The sequence below is a fragment of the Mesorhizobium sp. M0615 genome (genome assembly GCF_040320805.1).
In the GTDB taxonomy this organism is placed as follows: Bacteria; Pseudomonadota; Alphaproteobacteria; order Rhizobiales; family Rhizobiaceae; genus Mesorhizobium.
In genome coordinates, this window is sequence record NZ_JAMYQI010000015.1 from 135,927 (window position 1) to 154,437 (window position 18,511).

Below are 18,511 nucleotides of genomic sequence, written 5' to 3' on the forward strand. Positions count from 1 at the left end.
ACTGCTTTTGCGGCAGAATGAGTGAACCGCGCAAAGCTGTCAATAATAAATAAGAGTGATTTAATTATTGACAGGCGGCTCCCGCTGGTGTCATTTGAGGGCGCGTCCACACTGGGAGAACTTCAGTGGATGCGCTCGAGATGCCGGTTGGCGGCATCCGCATGGTTCCATGGGAGGAAGATCGTGACCAAAGCTTTATTGAAGTCCACCGTGTTCGCCGCGGCGGGCCTCGGCCTGATGGCGTTTGCTTCGACAGCATCGGCCGCCGGCGTCGGCGCCTGCCTGATCACCAAGACCGACACCAACCCCTTCTTCGTCAAGATGAAGGAGGGCGCGACCGCCAAGGCCAAGGAACTTGGCGTCGACCTCAAGACCTATGCCGGCAAGATCGACGGCGACAGCGAGAGCCAGGTGGCGGCGATCGAAAGCTGCATCGCCGACGGCGCCAAGGGCATCCTGATCACCGCGTCCGACACCAAGGGCATCGTGCCGACGGTGAAGAAGGCGCGTGACGCCGGCCTGCTGGTGATCGCGCTCGATACCCCGCTGGACCCGATCGATGCCGCCGACGCGACCTTCGCGACGGACAATCTGGAAGCCGGCAAGCTGATCGGCGCCTGGGCAGCCGCGACCCTCGGCGACAAGGCCAAGGACGCCAAGATCGGCTTCCTCGACCTGACCCCCTCGCAGCCGACCGTGGATGTGCTGCGCGACCAGGGCTTCATGATGGGCTTCGGCATCGACGTGAAGGATCCCAACAAGATCGGCGATGAGGACGATGCCCGCATCGTCGGCCACGACGTCACCAACGGCAATGAAGAAGGCGGCCGCAAGGCGATGGAAAACCTTCTGCAGAAGGACAACTCCATCACCGTCATCCACACCATCAACGAGCCCGCCGCTGTCGGCGCCTACCAGGCGCTCAAGGCGGTCGGTCTCGAAAGCCAGGTGCTGATCGTCTCGGTCGATGGCGGCTGCCCCGGCGTGAAGTCGGTGACCGAAGGCGTCATTGGCGCCACCTCGCAGCAATACCCGCTGCAGATGGCGGCACTCGGCATCGAGGCGATCGCCGCCTTCGCCAAGGACGGCGCCAAGCCGAAGCCGACCGAAGGCAAGAACTTCTTCGACACCGGCGTCAACCTCGTCACCGACAAGCCGGCCAATGGCGTGAAGTCGATCGACACCAAGGAAGGCCTCGCCAAGTGCTGGGGCTGATGGCTGTCTGACAGCCAGCGACAAGCTGACGGCCGGGGGCTTGATCCCCGGCCGCTTCGGGTGGACGATGCGTCACGCGAATAATCCCGGCAGCAGACCGGACAGGCGCGAGCGGGTCTCGGCATGGAGCTGAAGCCCAGGGGAGGAAACATGGCTCAAGCACAGGAATTCGAGAAGGTTCTCTCGAGCAGCGACACAAGCGTTGCCGCCTTTGACGAGCACAAATCGGCCGTCAAGCGCATCCAGCATTTCCTGCACTCCACGCCGGCGGCGGTGCCGCTGATTGTGCTGGTCCTGTCGATCGTAATTTTCGGCATCGCCATTGGCGGGCGTTTCTTCTCATCCTATACGCTGACGCTGATCCTGCAGCAGATCGCCATCGTCGGCATCCTCGGTGCCGCGCAGACACTGGTCATCCTGACCGCCGGCATCGACCTGTCGATCGGCGTGATCATGGTGATTTCAGCCGTGATCATGGGCAATTGCGCGGTCAGCTACGGCATGCCGGCCGTGCTCGCAGTGCCCATCGGGCTTGCCGCCGGCGCAGCCTGCGGCCTGCTCAACGGTTTGCTGGTCGCCTACATGAAGCTGCCGCCGTTCATCGTCACGCTCGGCACCTGGAACATCGTCATGGCGACGAACTTCATCTATTCGGCCAATGAGACGATCCGCGATACCGACGTCGACGCCCAGGCGCCGCTGCTGCATCTCTTTGCCCTGAGTTTCAAGATCGGCACGGCGGTGCTGACACTGGGCGTCATCGCCACGGTCGTGCTCGTTTTGATCCTCTGGTACGTGCTCAATCACACCGCCTGGGGCCGCCATGTCTACGCCGTTGGCGATGATCAGGAGGCGGCGAAGCTGTCTGGTATCCAGACCAAGAAAGTGTTGATGACGGTCTACACCCTTGCCGGGTTGATCGCCGCTTTCGCTGCCTGGGTTTCCATCGGCCGCAACGGCTCGATCTCGCCGTCAGCCGCCGTCACCGACTACAACCTGCAGGCGATAACCGCGACGGTGATCGGCGGCATTTCACTGTTCGGCGGGCGCGGCTCAATTCTGGGCACGCTTTTCGGCGCGATGATCGTCGGCGTCGTCTCGATGGGCCTCAACATGCTGGGCGCCGATCCGCAATGGAAGGTGCTGCTCACCGGTGTGCTGATCATCGGCGCCGTGGCGATCGACCAATGGATCAGAAAGGTTTCGGCATGACCGTGGAACCCATCCTCACCGCGCGCGGCCTGATCAAGCGCTATGGCCGTGTCACCGCCCTCGACAATGCCGACTTCGACCTCTACCCCGGCGAAATCCTGGCCGTCATCGGAGACAATGGCGCCGGCAAATCATCGCTGATCAAGGCGATTTCCGGCGCCGCCGTGCCCGACGAAGGCGAGATCCGTCTCGAAGGCAAAGCTGTCGCTTTCAAATCGCCCATGGAGGCGCGCGAGGCGGGCATCGAGACGGTCTACCAAAACCTGGCTTTGTCGCCGGCCCTGTCGATCGCCGACAACATGTTCCTCGGCCGCGAGATCCGCAAACCCGGCTTCCTCGGCGACTGGCTTCGCATGCTCGACCGGCCCGCAATGGAAAAGCGCGCCCGCGACAAGCTGACCGAGCTTGGGCTGATGACCATCCAGAACATCAGCCAGGCGGTGGAAACGCTGTCGGGTGGCCAGCGTCAGGGCGTGGCGGTGGCGCGCGCCGCCGCTTTCGGCAGCCGTGTGGTGATCATGGATGAGCCGACCGCGGCACTCGGCGTCAAGGAGAGCCGCCGCGTGCTGGAACTGATCCTCGACGTCAAGAAGCGAGGCCTGCCGATCGTGCTGATCTCGCACAACATGCCGCATGTCTTCGAGGTTGCCGACCGCATCCATATCCATCGGCTCGGCCGCCGCCTCTGCGTCATCGATCCCAAGCAATATACCATGTCCGACGCCGTCGCCTTCATGACGGGAGCGAAGGTTCCGCCGGAGGCTGCACTCGCTGCCTGATCGCTCGACGGATAAATTGCCGCAGGGGAACTGGCGGCATGCTGGTCTAAATCGATTGAACGTATGTTGCGATGCACTAGGATAGGCTGGGACTGAGAGCGAAAGCCGGTATGATCGCAGCACGATCACGAGAGGCAGTATGACGCGAACAATGACAGCCAAAGCCCCCGATCTCGAAATACCCGATCCCAAGACGCTGGCCGACGAAGTCTTGCTGGCTCTCAAATACCGGGTCGGCAAAGGCACGTCCGTTGCTACGCAATATGATTGGCTGACCGCCTCGATCAAGGTCGTGCGCGACCGCATCGTCGATCACTGGATGCAGGCGACGCAGGAGGCCTACGCCCAGCAGGAAAAGCGCGTCTATTACCTGTCGCTCGAATTCCTCATCGGCCGGCTTATGCGCGATGCCTTCTCCAATCTCGGCCTGATGGACAATATGCGAGAAGCGCTCAAGTCGCTGGGCGTCGACCTGGACCTCATCGCCGGGCTCGAACCGGATGCGGCGCTCGGCAATGGCGGTCTTGGCCGGCTCGCCGCCTGCTTCATGGAAAGCATGGCGACCGTCGACATTCCGGCCCACGGCTACGGCATTCGCTACGCCAACGGCATGTTCCGCCAGGAGATCCATGACGGCTGGCAGGTCGAACTGCCCGAAACCTGGCTCGACCACGGCAACCCCTGGGAGTTCGAGCGGCGGGAGCGTGCCTTCGAGGTCGGCTTCGGCGGCTCGGTGGAATCGATCACCTCCAAGGATGGCCGGCTCGAGCGTCACGTCTGGAAGCCGACCGAGCATGTCCAGGCCGTCGCCTACGACACGCCGGTGGTCGGCTGGCGCGCCAACCGCGTCAACACGCTGCGGCTTTGGTCCGGCATGCCGGTCGATCCGATCCTGCTCGACAAGTTCAACGCCGGCGACCACATCGGCGCGCTGGCCGAAAGCAACAAGGCCGATGCCTTGTCGCGCGTGCTTTACCCCGCCGATTCCCACAAGGCCGGCCAGGAACTGCGGCTGCGGCAGGAATATTTCTTCTCCACCGCGTCGCTGCAGGACATCGTCCAGCGCCATCTCAGCCAGTATGGCGATCTGGCCTCGCTGCCCGACAAGGCGGCGATCCACCTCAATGACACCCATCCGGCGATCGCCGTGCCAGAGCTGATGCGCCTGCTGATGGACGTCCATGGCCTGGATTTCGACCAGGCCTGGGACATCACCAAGCGCACCTTCGGCTACACCAACCACACGCTGCTGCCCGAAGCGCTGGAAAGCTGGCCGGTGCCGCTGTTCGAACGGCTTTTGCCGCGCCACATGCAGATCGTCTACGCCATCAATGCGCAGGTGCTGCTTGAGGCGCGCGCCACCAACCAGTTCTCAAACGAGCAGATCAGCCGCATCTCGCTGATCCAGGAAAATGGCGACCGCCGCGTGCGCATGGGTAACCTGGCCTTTGTCGGCTCGCACTCGATCAATGGCGTGTCGGCGTTGCACACCGAGCTGATGAAGGAGACGGTGTTTGCCGATCTCCACAAGCTCTATCCCGACCGCATCAACAACAAGACCAACGGCATCACGCCACGGCGCTGGCTGATCCAGTGCAATCCAGGCCTCACCGCGCTCGCCCGCGCGGCGATCGGGGACCGTTTCCTCGACGACATCGACGCCATCAAGGGGCTCGAAGCCTTTGCCGGCGACGCCGCCTTCCGCGACAAGTTCGCCGCCGTCAAGCGCTCCAACAAGGTCAAGCTCGCCAATCTGGTCGCAGACCGGCTCGGCATCAAGCTCGACCCGTCGGCGCTGTTCGACATCCAAGTCAAGCGCATCCACGAATACAAGCGCCAGCTGCTCAACATCCTGGAAGCGATCGCGCTCTACGATCAGATCCGCTCGCATCCCGAGCAGGACTGGATGCCGCGTGTGAAATTCTTCGGTGGCAAGGCGGCGCCCAGCTACCACAATGCCAAGCTGATCATCAAACTGGCCAACGACGTCGCCAAGGTCATCAACAGCGACCCGTCGGTGCGCGGGCTGCTGAAAGTGGTGTTCGTGCCGAACTACAATGTCAGCCTGGCCGAGGTGATGATGCCGGCCGCCGACCTGTCCGAGCAGATTTCGACTGCCGGCATGGAGGCGTCGGGCACCGGTAACATGAAGTTCGCGCTGAACGGCGCCTTGACCATCGGCACGCTCGACGGCGCCAATGTCGAGATCAAGGAATGCGTCGGCGACGACAACATCTTCATCTTCGGCCTGAGCACGGCGGAAGTCGCCGAGCGGCGCAGCAATGGCTACAACCCGCGCGCCGTGATCGAGGGCTCCCCTGAATTGGCGCAGGCTGTTGCCGCAGTATCGTCGGGCGTGTTCTCGCCCGACCAGCCGGATCGCTACCGCGAGCTGGTCGACGGTCTCTACAACAGCGATTGGTTCATGGTGGCGGCGGATTTCGACGCCTACGCCGCCGCCCAGCGCGATGTCGACGCCGTCTGGCGCAACAGCCCCGATTGGTACGCGCGCGCTATCCGCAACGTTGCCCGCGTCGGCTGGTTCTCTTCCGATCGCACGATCCGCCAATATGCGAAAGAAATCTGGAACGTGCCCGCCTGATATGATTGCATGAGGCCACGACAATGGGTCTTGTGCACAAGAACTGGTTCCCAGGGAGGGACACCGCCTGATGAAGAAACCGCGCGCGACCGCGACGACGAGCGGGTCGGACGGGCTGGCGTCAGCCGGCGATGTCGCCGCAATTGTTGCAGGCACGCATGGCGATCCTTTTGCAATCCTGGGCGTGCATGATGCCGGCAAGAGCCTGGTTGCCCGCTGCTTCGTCCCCAATGCCGAGTTCGTCACCGCATACACGCTGGCCGGCAAGAACGCCGGCGAACTCACGCGGCGCGACGACGCCGGTTTCTTCGAAGGCAGACTGTCGATCAAGAAGCGTCAGCCGCTGCGCTATCACGCCAAAAATGCCGGCGGCGACTGGTGGCTGACCGATCCCTATTCCTTCGGCCCGGTGCTCGGCCCGATGGACGATTACTATATCGCGCAAGGGTCGCACCTCAGGCTGTTCGACAAGCTCGGCGCCCATCTCCTCGACCATGAAGGCGCGTCGGGCGTCCATTTCGCCGTCTGGGCGCCCAATGCAAGGCGCGTCTCCGTAGTCGGCGACTTCAACGAATGGGACGGCCGCCGCCATACGATGCGCGACCGCCGCGACACCGGCATCTGGGAACTGTTCATTCCCGATATCGGCGCCGGCCACCCCTATAAATACGAGATCATTGCCCCGGACGGCGTGCGCCTGCCGCTCAAGGCCGATCCGTTCGCCTTCAAGTCTGAACTGCGCCCGGCCACAGCCTCAGTGACGGCGGTGCCGCCGGCGCATGAATGGGGGGACGAAGCGCATCGCGCTTACTGGCGAAAGGCCGATCCGCGGCGGGAAGCCATATCGATCTACGAGGTCCATGCCGGCTCGTGGCAGCAGCACGATGATGGCAGCTTCCTGTCATGGGACGAACTCGCCAACCAGCTCATCCCCTATGCTGTCGAGACTGGCTTCACCCACATCGAGTTCCTGCCGATCTCCGAACATCCCTATGACCCGTCATGGGGTTATCAGACAACCGGACTTTATGCCCCCTCGGCGCGCTTCGGCGACCCCGACGGCTTCGCCCGTTTCGTCGACGGTGCGCACCGCGCCGGCGTCGGCGTCATCCTCGACTGGGTGCCGGCGCATTTCCCGGTCGACGCGCATGGCCTCGCCAATTTCGACGGCACCGCACTCTACGAGCATGCCGATCCGCGCAAGGGTTTTCATCCCGACTGGAACACCGCGATCTATAATTTCGGCCGCCGCGAGGTGGTGTCGTTCCTCGTCAACAACGCGCTGTTCTGGGCCGAGAAATACCATGTCGACGGTTTGCGCGTCGATGCGGTGGCCTCGATGCTCTACCTCGATTATTCGCGCAAGGCCGGCGAATGGATCCCCAACGAGAAGGGCGGCCGCGAAAACCTCGAAGCGGTGTCCTTCCTGCAGAAGATGAACAAGGAGGTCTACGGCCACCATCCCGGCGTGATGACCATCGCCGAGGAATCGACCTCATGGCCGAAGGTCTCGGCGCCGGTGCATGAAGGCGGGCTGGGCTTCGGCTTCAAATGGAACATGGGCTTCATGCACGACACGCTGGAGTATTTCGCCAAGGAGCCGATCTTCCGCAAGCACCACCACAACGACCTGACGTTCGGATTGACCTACGCTTTCTCCGAGAATTTCGTGCTGCCGCTGTCCCATGACGAGGTCGTGCACGGCAAGGGCACGCTGCTCGGCAAGATGGCCGGCGACGACTGGCAGAAGTTCGCGACTTTGCGCGCCTTTTACGCCTTCATGTGGGGGTATCCCGGCAAGAAGCTGTTGTTCATGGGCCAGGAATTCGCCCAGCGCCGCGAGTGGAGCGAGGCGCGCGCGCTCGACTGGAACCTGCTCGACTTCCACCCGCATCGCGGCGTCTGGCAGACGGTGCGCGACCTCAACTATCTCTATCGCTCGCGCCCAGCGCTGCATGCACGCGACTGCGAGCCGGACGGCTTCTCCTGGCTGATCGTCGACGACAAGGAAAATTCGGTCTTCGCCTGGCTGCGCAACGCGCCCGGCGGCAACCCGATCGCCGTCATTTCCAACTTCACGCCAGTGCCGCGCGACAATTATCGCGTGCCATTGCCCAAGGTCGGCAAATGGCGCGAAATCATCAACACCGACGCTTCGGACTACGGTGGTTCGGGCAAGGGCAATGGCGGTGTGGTCGAAGCCAGGGCGGAAGGAGGAGGCATTTCGGCAACGATGCTTTTGCCGCCGCTGTCGACGATCATGCTTGAACTCGTTGCGGACTAGGTCCGTCAACTCGTTACGGATTAGGTCCGTCGACTCGTTGCGGACCGGGCGATGCTCCAGACTGGTAATTTGGGAGGGTAAAGATGGCAGACTTGAAGAGAACCCAGCCGCTGGCGCGCGATGCCATGGCCTATGTGCTGGCCGGCGGCCGCGGCAGCCGGCTCAAGGAATTGACCGACCGCCGCGCCAAGCCGGCTGTCTATTTCGGCGGCAAGACGCGCATCATCGATTTCGCGCTGTCCAATGCGCTGAATTCCGGCATCCGCCGCCTCGGTGTCGCCACCCAGTATAAGGCGCATTCGCTGATCCGCCACCTGCAGCGCGGCTGGAACTTCCTGCGGCCGGAGCGAAACGAAAGCTTCGACATCCTGCCGGCCTCCCAGCGTGTCTCGGAAACCCAGTGGTATGAAGGCACCGCCGACGCCGTCTACCAGAACATCGACATCATCGAGGCCTATGGCCCTGAATATATGGTGATCCTGGCCGGCGACCATATCTACAAGATGGACTACGAGCTGATGCTGCGCCAGCACGTCGATGCCAATGCCGACGTCACTGTCGGTTGCCTGGAAGTGCCGCGCTTGGAAGCGACCGGCTTCGGTGTCATGCATGTCGACGGCAAGGACAACATCATCGCGTTCGTCGAAAAGCCCGCCGACCCGCCCGGCATTCCCGACAAGCCGGAATTCGCGCTGGCTTCGATGGGCATCTATGTCTTCAAGACCAAGTTCCTGATGGAGCAGCTGCGCCGCGATGCCGCCGAGCCGGGTTCAAGCCGCGACTTCGGCAAGGACATCATCCCCTACATCGTACAGCACGGTAAGGCGATCGCGCACCGTTTCGCCAAGTCCTGCGTGCGCTCGACGGCCGAGAACGAAGCCTATTGGCGCGATGTCGGCACGGTCGACGCCTACTGGGAAGCCAATATCGACCTGACCGACATCACTCCCGAACTCGACCTCTACGACCGCGACTGGCCGATCTGGACCTATGCCGAATTGAAGCCGCCGGCAAAGTTCGTGCATGACGAGGATGGCCGGCGCGGTTCGGCCGTCTCCTCGCTGGTCTCAGGCGATTGCATCGTCTCGGGTGCTTCGCTGAAGCGCAGCCTGATCTTCACCGGCGCGCGCATCAACTCCTATTCGACGCTGGAAGAGGTCGTCATGCTGCCCGACGTTCATGTCGGCCGGAACGCAAAGTTGAAGCGCGTCGTCATCGACCACGGTGTAAGGATACCGGAAGGGCTGGTGGTTGGCGAAGACCCTGTTCTCGACGCCAAGCGTTTCCGGGTTTCGGAAAAGGGCATCTGCCTGGTCACGCAGGACATGATCGACAAGCTGAAGCTGTAAGACGGGGTACCATAAACGCATGCAGGTTCTGTCGGTCACGCCCGAGATATTCCCGCTGATCAAGACCGGCGGACTTGCCGACGTGACCGGCGCATTGCCGATCGCGCTGGCCGCCAAGGGCGTGACCATGCGCACGCTCATCCCCGGCTTTCCCCAGGTGATGGACGCCTTCAAGAAAAAGAAGGCTGTCTATCAATACCCGCTGCTGCAGGGCGGCAAGGCTTCGGTCCATGCCGTCAAGATCGCCGGGCTCGACCTGTTCGTGCTCGACGCGCCGCATCTCTACGACCGTCCCGGCGGCCCTTACGGCAATGCGGCCGGCGCCGATTGGCCCGACAATTGGCGGCGTTTTGCTGCGCTGAGCCAGGTCGGTGGCGATATCGCCGGCGGCGCCATTTCCGGCTACCAGCCGGATCTCGTCCACGCCCATGACTGGCAGTCGGCGATGACGCTGGCCTATATGCGCTACGGCAAGGCGGTCGGCGTGCCGTCGCTGATCACGGTTCACAACCTTGCCTTCCAGGGTCAGTTCGGCGCCGGCATTTTTGGCGAGCTCGGCTTGCCGGCCGCGGCGATGGCGCTCGACGGCGTAGAATACTATGGCGGCGTCGGCTTCCTCAAGGCCGGCCTGCAGGCGGCCTGGGCGATCACCACGGTGAGCCCCACCTATGCCCAGGAAATCCGCTCGCCGGAATTCGGCATGGGCCTCGACGGCCTGATCAACATGCGCTTTTCCGACCTCTACGGCATCGTCAACGGCATCGACACCGACATCTGGAACCCGGAGACCGACAAGCATCTGGTGTCGGCCTACTCCGCCGCGACGCTCAAGGCTCGGCTTCCCAACCGGGCGGTTGTCGAGGACCGTTTCAGCCTCGAGCGCGACGACAGTCCGATCGTCTGCGTCGTCAGCCGGCTGACCTGGCAGAAGGGCATGGACATACTGGCGGCTGTGGTCGACGGCGTCGTCGCCACCGGCGCGCGGCTGGCGATCCTCGGCTCAGGCGACGCCGGCCTGGAAGGCGCGCTGCTGGCTGCCACCGCCCGCCATCGCGGCCGTGTCGGCGTCGTCGTCGGCTATGACGAGGGGCTTTCCCACACCATGCAGGGCGGCTGCGACGCCATCGTCATCCCGTCGCGCTTCGAGCCTTGCGGGCTGACCCAGCTTTACGGCCTACGCTATGGCTGCGTGCCGGTCGTCGCCCGCACCGGCGGCCTTGCCGACACCATCATCGACGCCAATGAAGCAGCGATCTCGGCCGGTGTCGCCACCGGCTTCCAGTTCGCGCCCAATAGTGGCGGCGCCATGCTGCACGCCATCCGCCGGCTGGTCGATGCGCATTCGAGCCCGGCCGTCTGGGAACAGATCCAGCGCCAGGGCATGAAGGCCGATGTCTCCTGGGACAAGAGCGCCGACAAATACGTTGAACTCTACCGCCTGCTGCTTTCGAAAAGGGTTGCCTGAAGCATGATCCGGACCGTCGCCACCAAACCCTATCTCGACCAGAAACCCGGCACGTCCGGCCTGCGCAAGAAGGTGCCTGTCTTTCAGCAGGAGCACTATGCCGAGAACTTCATCCAGTCGATCTTCGACGCGCTGGAGGGCTTTGAGCGCAAGACGCTGGTGATCGGCGGCGACGGCCGCTTCTACAACCGCGAGGTCATCCAGAAGGCCATCGCCATGGCGGCGGCCAACGGCTTCGGCAAGGTGATGGTCGGGCAGGGCGGCATATTGTCGACGCCGGCGGCGTCGCATGTCATCCGCAAATACAAGACCTTCGGCGGCATCATCCTGTCGGCCAGTCACAATCCGGGCGGCCCGCACGAGGATTTCGGCATCAAGTACAATGCCGGCAATGGCGGCCCGGCGCCGGAAAAGCTGACCGACGCGATCTTCGAAAAGACCAAGACGATTTCGAGCTTCAAGACCGCCGACATCGACCAGATCGACATCGATAAGATCGGCACGGTGACCGCCGGCGGCATGGCGGTCGAGATTATCGACCCGGTCACCGACTATGCCGAATTGATGGAGAGCCTGTTCGACTTCGACGCCATCCGCGCCAATTTCAAATACGGCTTCCGCATGCGCTTCGACGCCATGCATGCGGTCACCGGCCCGTATGCCAAGGAAATCCTCGAGCGCCGGCTCGGCGCGGAGAATGGCACCTGCCGCAACTACAAGCCGCTGCCGGATTTTGGCGGCCATCACCCGGATCCGAACCTGGTCCACGCCAAGCATCTCTATGACGAGATGATGGGACCGGATGCGCCCGATTTCGGCGCCGCTTCCGACGGCGACGGTGACCGCAATCTCATCATCGGCAAGGGCATTTTCGTCACCCCGTCGGATTCGGTGGCCATGCTTGCCGCCAATGCGCAATTGGCGCCGGGCTACAAGGACGGCCTCAAAGGCATCGCCCGCTCGATGCCGACCAGCGGCGCTGCCGACCGCGTCGCCGAAAAGCTCGGCATCGGCATCTACGAAACGCCGACCGGTTGGAAGTTCTTCGGCAATCTGCTCGATGCCGGCATGGCAACGATCTGCGGCGAGGAAAGCGCCGGCACCGGCTCGAACCATGTCCGTGAAAAGGACGGGGTGTGGGCGGTGCTGTTGTGGCTGAACATCCTGGCCGTGCGCGGCGAAAGCTGCAAGGACGTCGTTACCGAACATTGGGCGACCTACGGCCGCAATTACTATTCACGTCATGACTATGAGGAGGTCGAAACCGAGCGCGCCAACGCCCTGGTCGACGAGTTGCGCGCCAAGCTCGCTTCGCTGCCCGGCACCAGCGTGCGCGGACTGAAGATCGCCAATGCCGACGACTTCGCGTATCACGATCCCGTCGACGGTTCGGTGAGCAAGAACCAAGGCATCCGCATCCTGTTCGAAGGCGGCTCGCGTGTCGTGTTTCGTTTGTCCGGCACCGGCACGTCGGGTGCTACGCTACGCGTCTACATCGAGCGCTACGAGCCGGACAGAGCGCGGCATGATCTCGACACGCAAGAGGCGCTCGCTGACCTGATCGCGGCTGCCGATGATATCGCCGGGATCAAGAGCCACACCGGGCGCAACAAGCCGAGCGTGATTACTTGAGGGTGGTGACGTCTTTACCCTCCCCCTTGTGGGGAGGGTCGATCCGCGCAGCGGATCGGGTTGGGGGTGCTCGTAAAGCGCTTTCCCCGCGCCGACCCCCACCCCGCTCACTTCGTTCGCGACCCTCCCCACAAGGGGGAGAGTGGAGGATGCGCCGATGATCCAGCTCGGCGCAACCGTCACTCCCGAAGGCATCCGCTTCGCCGCCTGGTCGTCATCCGCGCGGCGCCTGTGGGTGTCGATCTTCGACGACACCGGCGCCCGTGAAATCGACCGGCTCGAACTTCAGCCGGAAGGCGAGAGCGTCCATGCGCTGTTCGTCGCCGGCCTTGCCGCGGGTACGCGCTACGGCTTTCGCGCCGACGGCGAATATGCGCCGGAGCGCGGGCTGTGGTTCGATCCCGACAAGCTGCTCACCGATCCCTACGCCGTCGAGATAGACCGGCCCTACCAGCATCATTGGCGGCTTGCCGTCCGGCGCAACGAAGGCACCGATACCGCGCCGCTGATGCCGAAGACCGTCGCCCGCGCGCTGCCGAAGCCGCTACCGGCCAAGCCGCCTTTGTTCCAGCCGGGCGGCCTGATCTACGAACTCAACGTCCGCTCCTTCACCAGGCTGCATCCGGACGTACCGGAAGCGCAGCGCGGCACCATTGCAGCCCTTGCCCATCCGGCTATCGTCGAACATCTCAAGAAGATCGGCGTCTCCGCCGTTGAGCTAATGCCCGTGACGGCATGGGTCGATGAGCGCCATTTGCCGCCGCTGGGCCTCAGCAATGCCTGGGGCTACAACCCAGTCACCTTCATGGCGCTCGACCCGCGCCTGGCGCCCGGCGGCATCGCCGAGTTGCGCGATACTGTGGGGGTGCTGCGCAGGGCTGGCATTGGCACCATCCTCGATCTCGTCTTCAATCATACCGGCGAAAGTGACCGGCTCGGGCCGACGCTGTCGCTGCGCGGCCTCGACAATCAAGCCTACTACCGCAGCGAGCCGGACGGCAGGTTGGCCAACGATACCGGCACCGGCAATACCATTGCCTGCGACCATCCGGTCGTTCGCGACATGGTACTCGACACGCTGCGCCATTTCGTCCGCCATGCCGGCGTCGACGGTTTCCGCTTCGACCTGACGCCGGTCCTCGGCCGCGTCGATGGCGTATTCGATCCGGCGGCCCCGTTGCTCGAGACCATCGCTGGCGATCCTCTGCTTGCCGATAGGGTGCTGATCGCCGAGCCGTGGGACATCGGCCCGAATGGCTATCAGCTCGGCAATTTCCGGCCGCCTTACCTCGAATGGAACGACCGCTACCGCGACGACGTCAGGCGCTTCTGGCGCGGCGATGCCGGCGCGGTCGGTGCGCTGGCGACAAGGCTCGCCGGCTCCTCCGATGTGTTCGGCAGGGAGGGCCAATCCGCCAGCCGCACGGTCAACTTCATCGCCGCACACGATGGCATGACGCTGGCCGATATCGTCGCTTATGAAGCCAAGCACAACCAAGCCAATGGCGAGAAGAACCGCGACGGCCACAATGAGAACTTGTCCTGGAACAACGGCGTCGAGGGCGAAACCTCGGACAAGGCGATTGCCGAGGCCCGTTCCCATGATCGCTTCGCGCTGCTCGCCACTCTGTTTGCCTCGCGCGGCACCATCATGCTGACGGCGGGCGATGAATTCGGCCGCACGCAAGGGGGCAACAACAACGCCTATGCGCAGGACAACGCCATCACCTGGCTCGACTGGGCCGGGCGCGACGTCGGGCTGGAAGCCCATGTGTCGGCGCTCGCAGCTCTGCGCGGCGCGGTGCCGGCGCTTTCCGATACGCGCTTCCTGACCGGAGAGCCGCCGGCCGGTTCTGATGTGCCCGACGTCGCGTGGCTGACCGAGACCGGCGCGCCGCTCGGCGAAGCCGACTGGAACGATGGCTCGCGCCATCGCCTCGTCATGCTGCTCGGCGATGGCGGGGAAGGCCGCCTGGCTGTGATCGTCAATGGCGATCGCCGCCAATGCGTCTTCACGCTGCCCGCGCGGCAAGGGTTTGAATGGCAGCCGGCTGTTGAAGCGCAAGCGGTCGACCTCGCGTGGCCGCTGCCCGGCCGCAGTGTCAGTTTCATGATCGAGCGCCGGACCGCAAAGGCCCGCGCCAGGAAGGGTCCGTGATGGCCGACGACAATGCCCAGCCGGGAGCCGAACAGAGCGCCGACTGGTGGCGCGGCTGCGTCATCTACCAGATCTATCCTCGCTCCTTCCAGGACACCACCGGCGACGGCAGCGGCGACCTCTCAGGCATCACCTCACGGCTGGCGCACGTCGCCTCGCTCGGCGTCGACGCCGTCTGGCTGTCGCCCTTCTTCAAATCGCCAATGGCCGATATGGGCTACGACGTCTCCGACTATCAGGCGGTCGATCCGATGTTCGGCACGCTCGACGACTTTGACGCGCTGGTTGCCGAGGCGCACAGGCTCGGCCTGAAGGTGATCATCGATCAGGTGTTGTCGCACTCCTCCGACAAGCACGAATGGTTTGTAGAGAGCCGTGCCAGCAAGGATAATCCCAAGGCTGACTGGTATGTCTGGGCCGACACCAGGCCGGACGGCAACGCGCCCAACAACTGGCTGTCGGTCTTCGGCGGCCCGGCCTGGGAGTGGGACGCGACCCGCCGGCAATACTACATGCACAATTTCCTCGCCTCGCAGCCGGACCTCAACTTCCACAATCCTGAGGTTCAAGACGCGTTGTTGCAGACGGTGCGGTTCTGGCTCGAGCGCGGCGTCGACGGCTTCCGCCTGGATACGGTCAACTACTATGTCCACGACCGCTGGCTGCGCAGCAACCCGCCGCTGGCGTCGAGCGTCGCCGGCACCAACGGCGAAACCAACACCTATCTCTTCCAGGAGCACCTGTTCGACAAGACGCAACCGGAAAACCTCGATTTCCTCAGGCGCTTCCGCGCTTTGCTCGACGAATATGACGGCCGCGCCAGTGTCGGCGAGGTCGGCGACGAAGGCCGCTCGCTGCAGACGCTGGCCGCCTACACATCCGGCGGCGACAAGCTCAACATGTGCTACACCTTCGACCTGCTCGGCCCGCAATTCTCAGCCGCCCATGTGCGCGGCTGCGTCGAGGCCTTCGAGGCAGCCGTCGCCGACGGCTGGGTCTGCTGGGCGTTCTCCAACCACGATGTCGTGCGCCATGTCAGCCGCTGGACGCGGCCGGGCGGCGATCCAGATGCGGTGGCGACATTCGCTATCGCTTTGCTCTCCTGCCTGCGGGGCTCGATCTGTCTCTACCAAGGCGAAGAGCTTGGGCTGGAGGAGGCGGAGCTGACCTTCGAGGATCTGCGCGATCCCGTCGGCATCCGTTTCTGGCCGGGGGTAAAGGGCAGGGACGGCTGCCGCACACCGATGGTCTGGGAAGCGGGCGCCGACAATGCCGGTTTTTCCTCGGGAAAACCCTGGCTGCCGGTGCCGGAAAGCCACCGCGCTCGGGCGGTCGATATCCAGAACGCCGACGACAAGTCCGTGCTCGCCGGCTACCGGACGATGCTCGCCTTGCGCAAGGCGCATCTGGCGCTGGTCAAGGGCCCGATTCGCTTTCTCGATACCGACGGCGATGTCCTTGCCTTCATCCGGCAGGGCGAGGACGCGATATTGCTCTGCGTCTTCAATTTCGCCGACAAGCCGGCCGACTGGCGGCTGCCGCCGGATCTCCAGCCTGTCGAGACGATCGCTCTGGGTGGCGGTGCCGTCCTGCAGGAGGAGGGGCTGTTGCTGCCGGCCCTGGGCTGGTTTGTCGGCAAGGTAGGCTGATCTTCAGGGACGCCGTCCGGCGTCAACAAAGATCGTGTCCGCATGCAACCGTGCCGAGTGATCCGTGCAACGCCACCGGCGCCATGTTTTTCATTTCGGGCTTCTTCGGTACTTTCGTCGAGCTTGGCCACGAACGGCATTCCTGGAATGTTTCCAGATGGTTGCGCCAATTACAACTGATGAGGGCAAAACGCAAAATTACAGGACAACCGGAAGCTGCACCCAATTGAACCTGGTAATATAGATTAGCTATGGCTGGTTTAGGGTGAGGATGCTCACTTAGCGTCAAGCAAGACTCGGTTGAAATAATATTTCCGTCTGTCTAGTCTCCTGCCACCAGCTGCCGGGACGGGAACCGGCGGCGCGCTCGAAGGGGCCAGAAATCGGTTCCGGGGCGTCAACACTCGTAAGGCGCAGCCGATGGGCAGCGCCACAGGGAGAGACTTCATGCTGAAAAATATGCTGAAGGCGACGCTTGTCGCCGCGACCATGACCTTTGCCGCAGGCACGTTCCTGACGCCGGCCCTTGCCGAGACCGTCTATAACAGAGGCAGCGCCGCCGAAGCGGAGACGGTCGATCCGCACAAGACCTCGACCGTCTACGAAGCCGATATCATACGCGACCTGTTCCAGGGACTGGTCATGCACGATCAGAAGACGAACCTCATCCCGGGCGCCGCCGAAAGCTGGACGGTATCGGATGACGGCACCGTCTACACCTTCAAGCTGCGCAAGGACGGCTTGTGGTCGGATGGCAGCCCGGTGACGGCGGACGACTTCGTTTATTCCTTCCGTAGGCTGGAGGATCCGGCGACCGCCGCCGAATACGCTTCCATGCTCTATCCCGTGAAGAACGCCGAGGAAGTCAACACCAAGAAAGGCAAGCCCGAGGACATGGGCGTCAAGGCGATCGACGCCAACACCCTGGAAGTGACGCTGAAGGCGCCGACGCCATACTTCCTGGAGATGCTGACCCACCAGGCTACCTACCCGGTCAACAAGGCCTCGATCGACAAGCTCGGCGCCGACTGGATCAAGGCGGGCAATCTCGTTTCGAACGGCGCCTATACATTGGCCGAGTGGATTCCCAACGACCACATGAAGCTGGTCAAGAATCCGAAATTCTGGGATGCCGCGACCGTCAAGATGGACGTCGTCAACTACATCCCGACCGAAGACCGCTCTTCGGCGATGAAGCGCTTCGAGGCAGGCGAACTCGACAGCTACGGCGACCTGCCGACCGAACAGCTCGCTGACCTCAAGACCAAGTTCGGCGATCAGGTCCGCGTCGGACCGTATCTCGGCACCTATTATTACGCGATCAAGACCGACAAGGCGCCCTGGGACAATGTCGAGCTGCGCAACGCCATCTCGATGGCTATCGACCGCGACTTCCTGGCCGAAAAGGTCTGGCAGAATTCCATGCTGCCTGGCTATTCGATGGTGCCTCCGGGCATCGCCGGCTACACGCCGGCAATGGCCAAATACGCCGACATGCCGCAGATCGACCGCGAGGACGCCGCCAAGAAGATCCTTGAGAAACTCGGCTATACGCCCGAGCATCCGCTGAAGATGGAGATCCGCTACAACACCTCGGAAAACCACAAGAACACCGCGGTTGCCATCCAGGAACAGTTGAAGCCGCTTGGCGTCGAGATCACGCTGCTCAACACCGATACCAAGACCCACTATTCCTTCCTCGAGCAGAAGGGCAACTACGACGTGGCGCGTGCCGCCTGGATCGCCGACTACAAGGATCCCGAGACCTTCCTCGGCATCACCCGCAAGGCCAGCGGCAACAACTATTCGAACTACGTCAGCCCGGCATATGAGGCGGCCATGGACAAGGCCGCGGCTGCCGGCGGCAAGCCGGAAGAGCGCATGAAGGACCTCACTGAGGCCGAGCGCATCCTTGTCGATGACGTCGGCAACATTCCGCTTCTCTACTACAGCTTCCACGATATCGTTTCCTCGAAGCTGCATGGCTTCGATGACAATGTGATGGACATCCATCCGTCCCGCTTCGTCTCCAAGGACTGATAATCATCCTTGACTGGACCGCCCCCCCCCCAATTTGGGGGGGGGGCGGGGGGGGGAAAGCCACCGGGCCCAAATGGGGGGGGGATTTTGGGGAGCCCCGGGGGCTGTGTTTTGGCCCCCGCGGGG

At 63.2% G+C, this 18,511-nt stretch carries 11 protein-coding genes; all 11 read left to right on the forward strand.

The features are described from left to right. Positions 1-237: 237 nt before the first annotated feature. A complete protein-coding gene (locus tag NKI46_RS25200) occupies positions 238-1,215 on the forward strand; it encodes a sugar ABC transporter substrate-binding protein (RefSeq protein WP_081725578.1) in 978 nt (325 codons plus the stop codon). Positions 1,216-1,365: 150 nt separating this feature from the next. Beyond that, on the forward strand, positions 1,366-2,427 hold the full coding sequence (locus tag NKI46_RS25205; RefSeq protein WP_023670725.1) for an ABC transporter permease: 1,062 nt from the start codon (positions 1,366-1,368) through the stop codon (positions 2,425-2,427). Beyond that, entirely contained in the window at positions 2,424-3,206 is a 783-nt protein-coding gene (locus NKI46_RS25210) for an ATP-binding cassette domain-containing protein (protein ID WP_023670726.1), read from the forward strand. The genes NKI46_RS25205 and NKI46_RS25210 overlap by 4 nt, the downstream gene beginning before the upstream one ends. Before the next feature lie 139 nt (positions 3,207-3,345). Continuing rightward, on the forward strand, positions 3,346-5,808 hold the full coding sequence (locus tag NKI46_RS25215) for a glycogen/starch/alpha-glucan phosphorylase (RefSeq protein WP_023742687.1): 2,463 nt from the start codon (positions 3,346-3,348) through the stop codon (positions 5,806-5,808). A gap of 70 nt (positions 5,809-5,878) precedes the next feature. Then, on the forward strand, positions 5,879-8,092 hold the full coding sequence (gene glgB, locus NKI46_RS25220) for a 1,4-alpha-glucan branching protein GlgB (RefSeq protein ID WP_023738523.1): 2,214 nt from the start codon (positions 5,879-5,881) through the stop codon (positions 8,090-8,092). A gap of 83 nt (positions 8,093-8,175) precedes the next feature. After that, complete coding sequence (glgC, locus tag NKI46_RS25225) at positions 8,176-9,441, forward strand: glucose-1-phosphate adenylyltransferase (RefSeq protein ID WP_023715696.1); 1,266 nt, start codon at positions 8,176-8,178, stop codon at positions 9,439-9,441. Between the two features lie 19 nt (positions 9,442-9,460). Then, on the forward strand, positions 9,461-10,906 hold the full coding sequence (gene glgA / locus NKI46_RS25230) for a glycogen synthase GlgA (protein ID WP_352748337.1): 1,446 nt from the start codon (positions 9,461-9,463) through the stop codon (positions 10,904-10,906). 3 nt (positions 10,907-10,909) lie between these two features. Then, positions 10,910-12,538: an alpha-D-glucose phosphate-specific phosphoglucomutase gene (locus NKI46_RS25235; protein WP_352748339.1), complete on the forward strand. Its 1,629-nt coding sequence runs from the start codon at positions 10,910-10,912 to the stop codon at positions 12,536-12,538. Between the two features lie 157 nt (positions 12,539-12,695). Then, the gene (gene glgX / locus NKI46_RS25240) at positions 12,696-14,696 is read left to right on the forward strand and encodes a glycogen debranching protein GlgX (protein WP_352748342.1); all 2,001 of its coding nucleotides are present in this window, start codon (positions 12,696-12,698) and stop codon (positions 14,694-14,696) included. Beyond that, positions 14,696-16,345: a beta-galactosidase BglA gene (gene bglA / locus NKI46_RS25245; protein ID WP_352748344.1), complete on the forward strand. Its 1,650-nt coding sequence runs from the start codon at positions 14,696-14,698 to the stop codon at positions 16,343-16,345. Before glgX ends, bglA begins: the two co-directional genes overlap by 1 nt. Positions 16,346-16,792: 447 nt before the next feature. Continuing rightward, positions 16,793-18,385: a peptide ABC transporter substrate-binding protein gene (locus tag NKI46_RS25250; protein ID WP_023670734.1), complete on the forward strand. Its 1,593-nt coding sequence runs from the start codon at positions 16,793-16,795 to the stop codon at positions 18,383-18,385. The last annotated feature ends 126 nt before the right edge of the window (positions 18,386-18,511 follow it).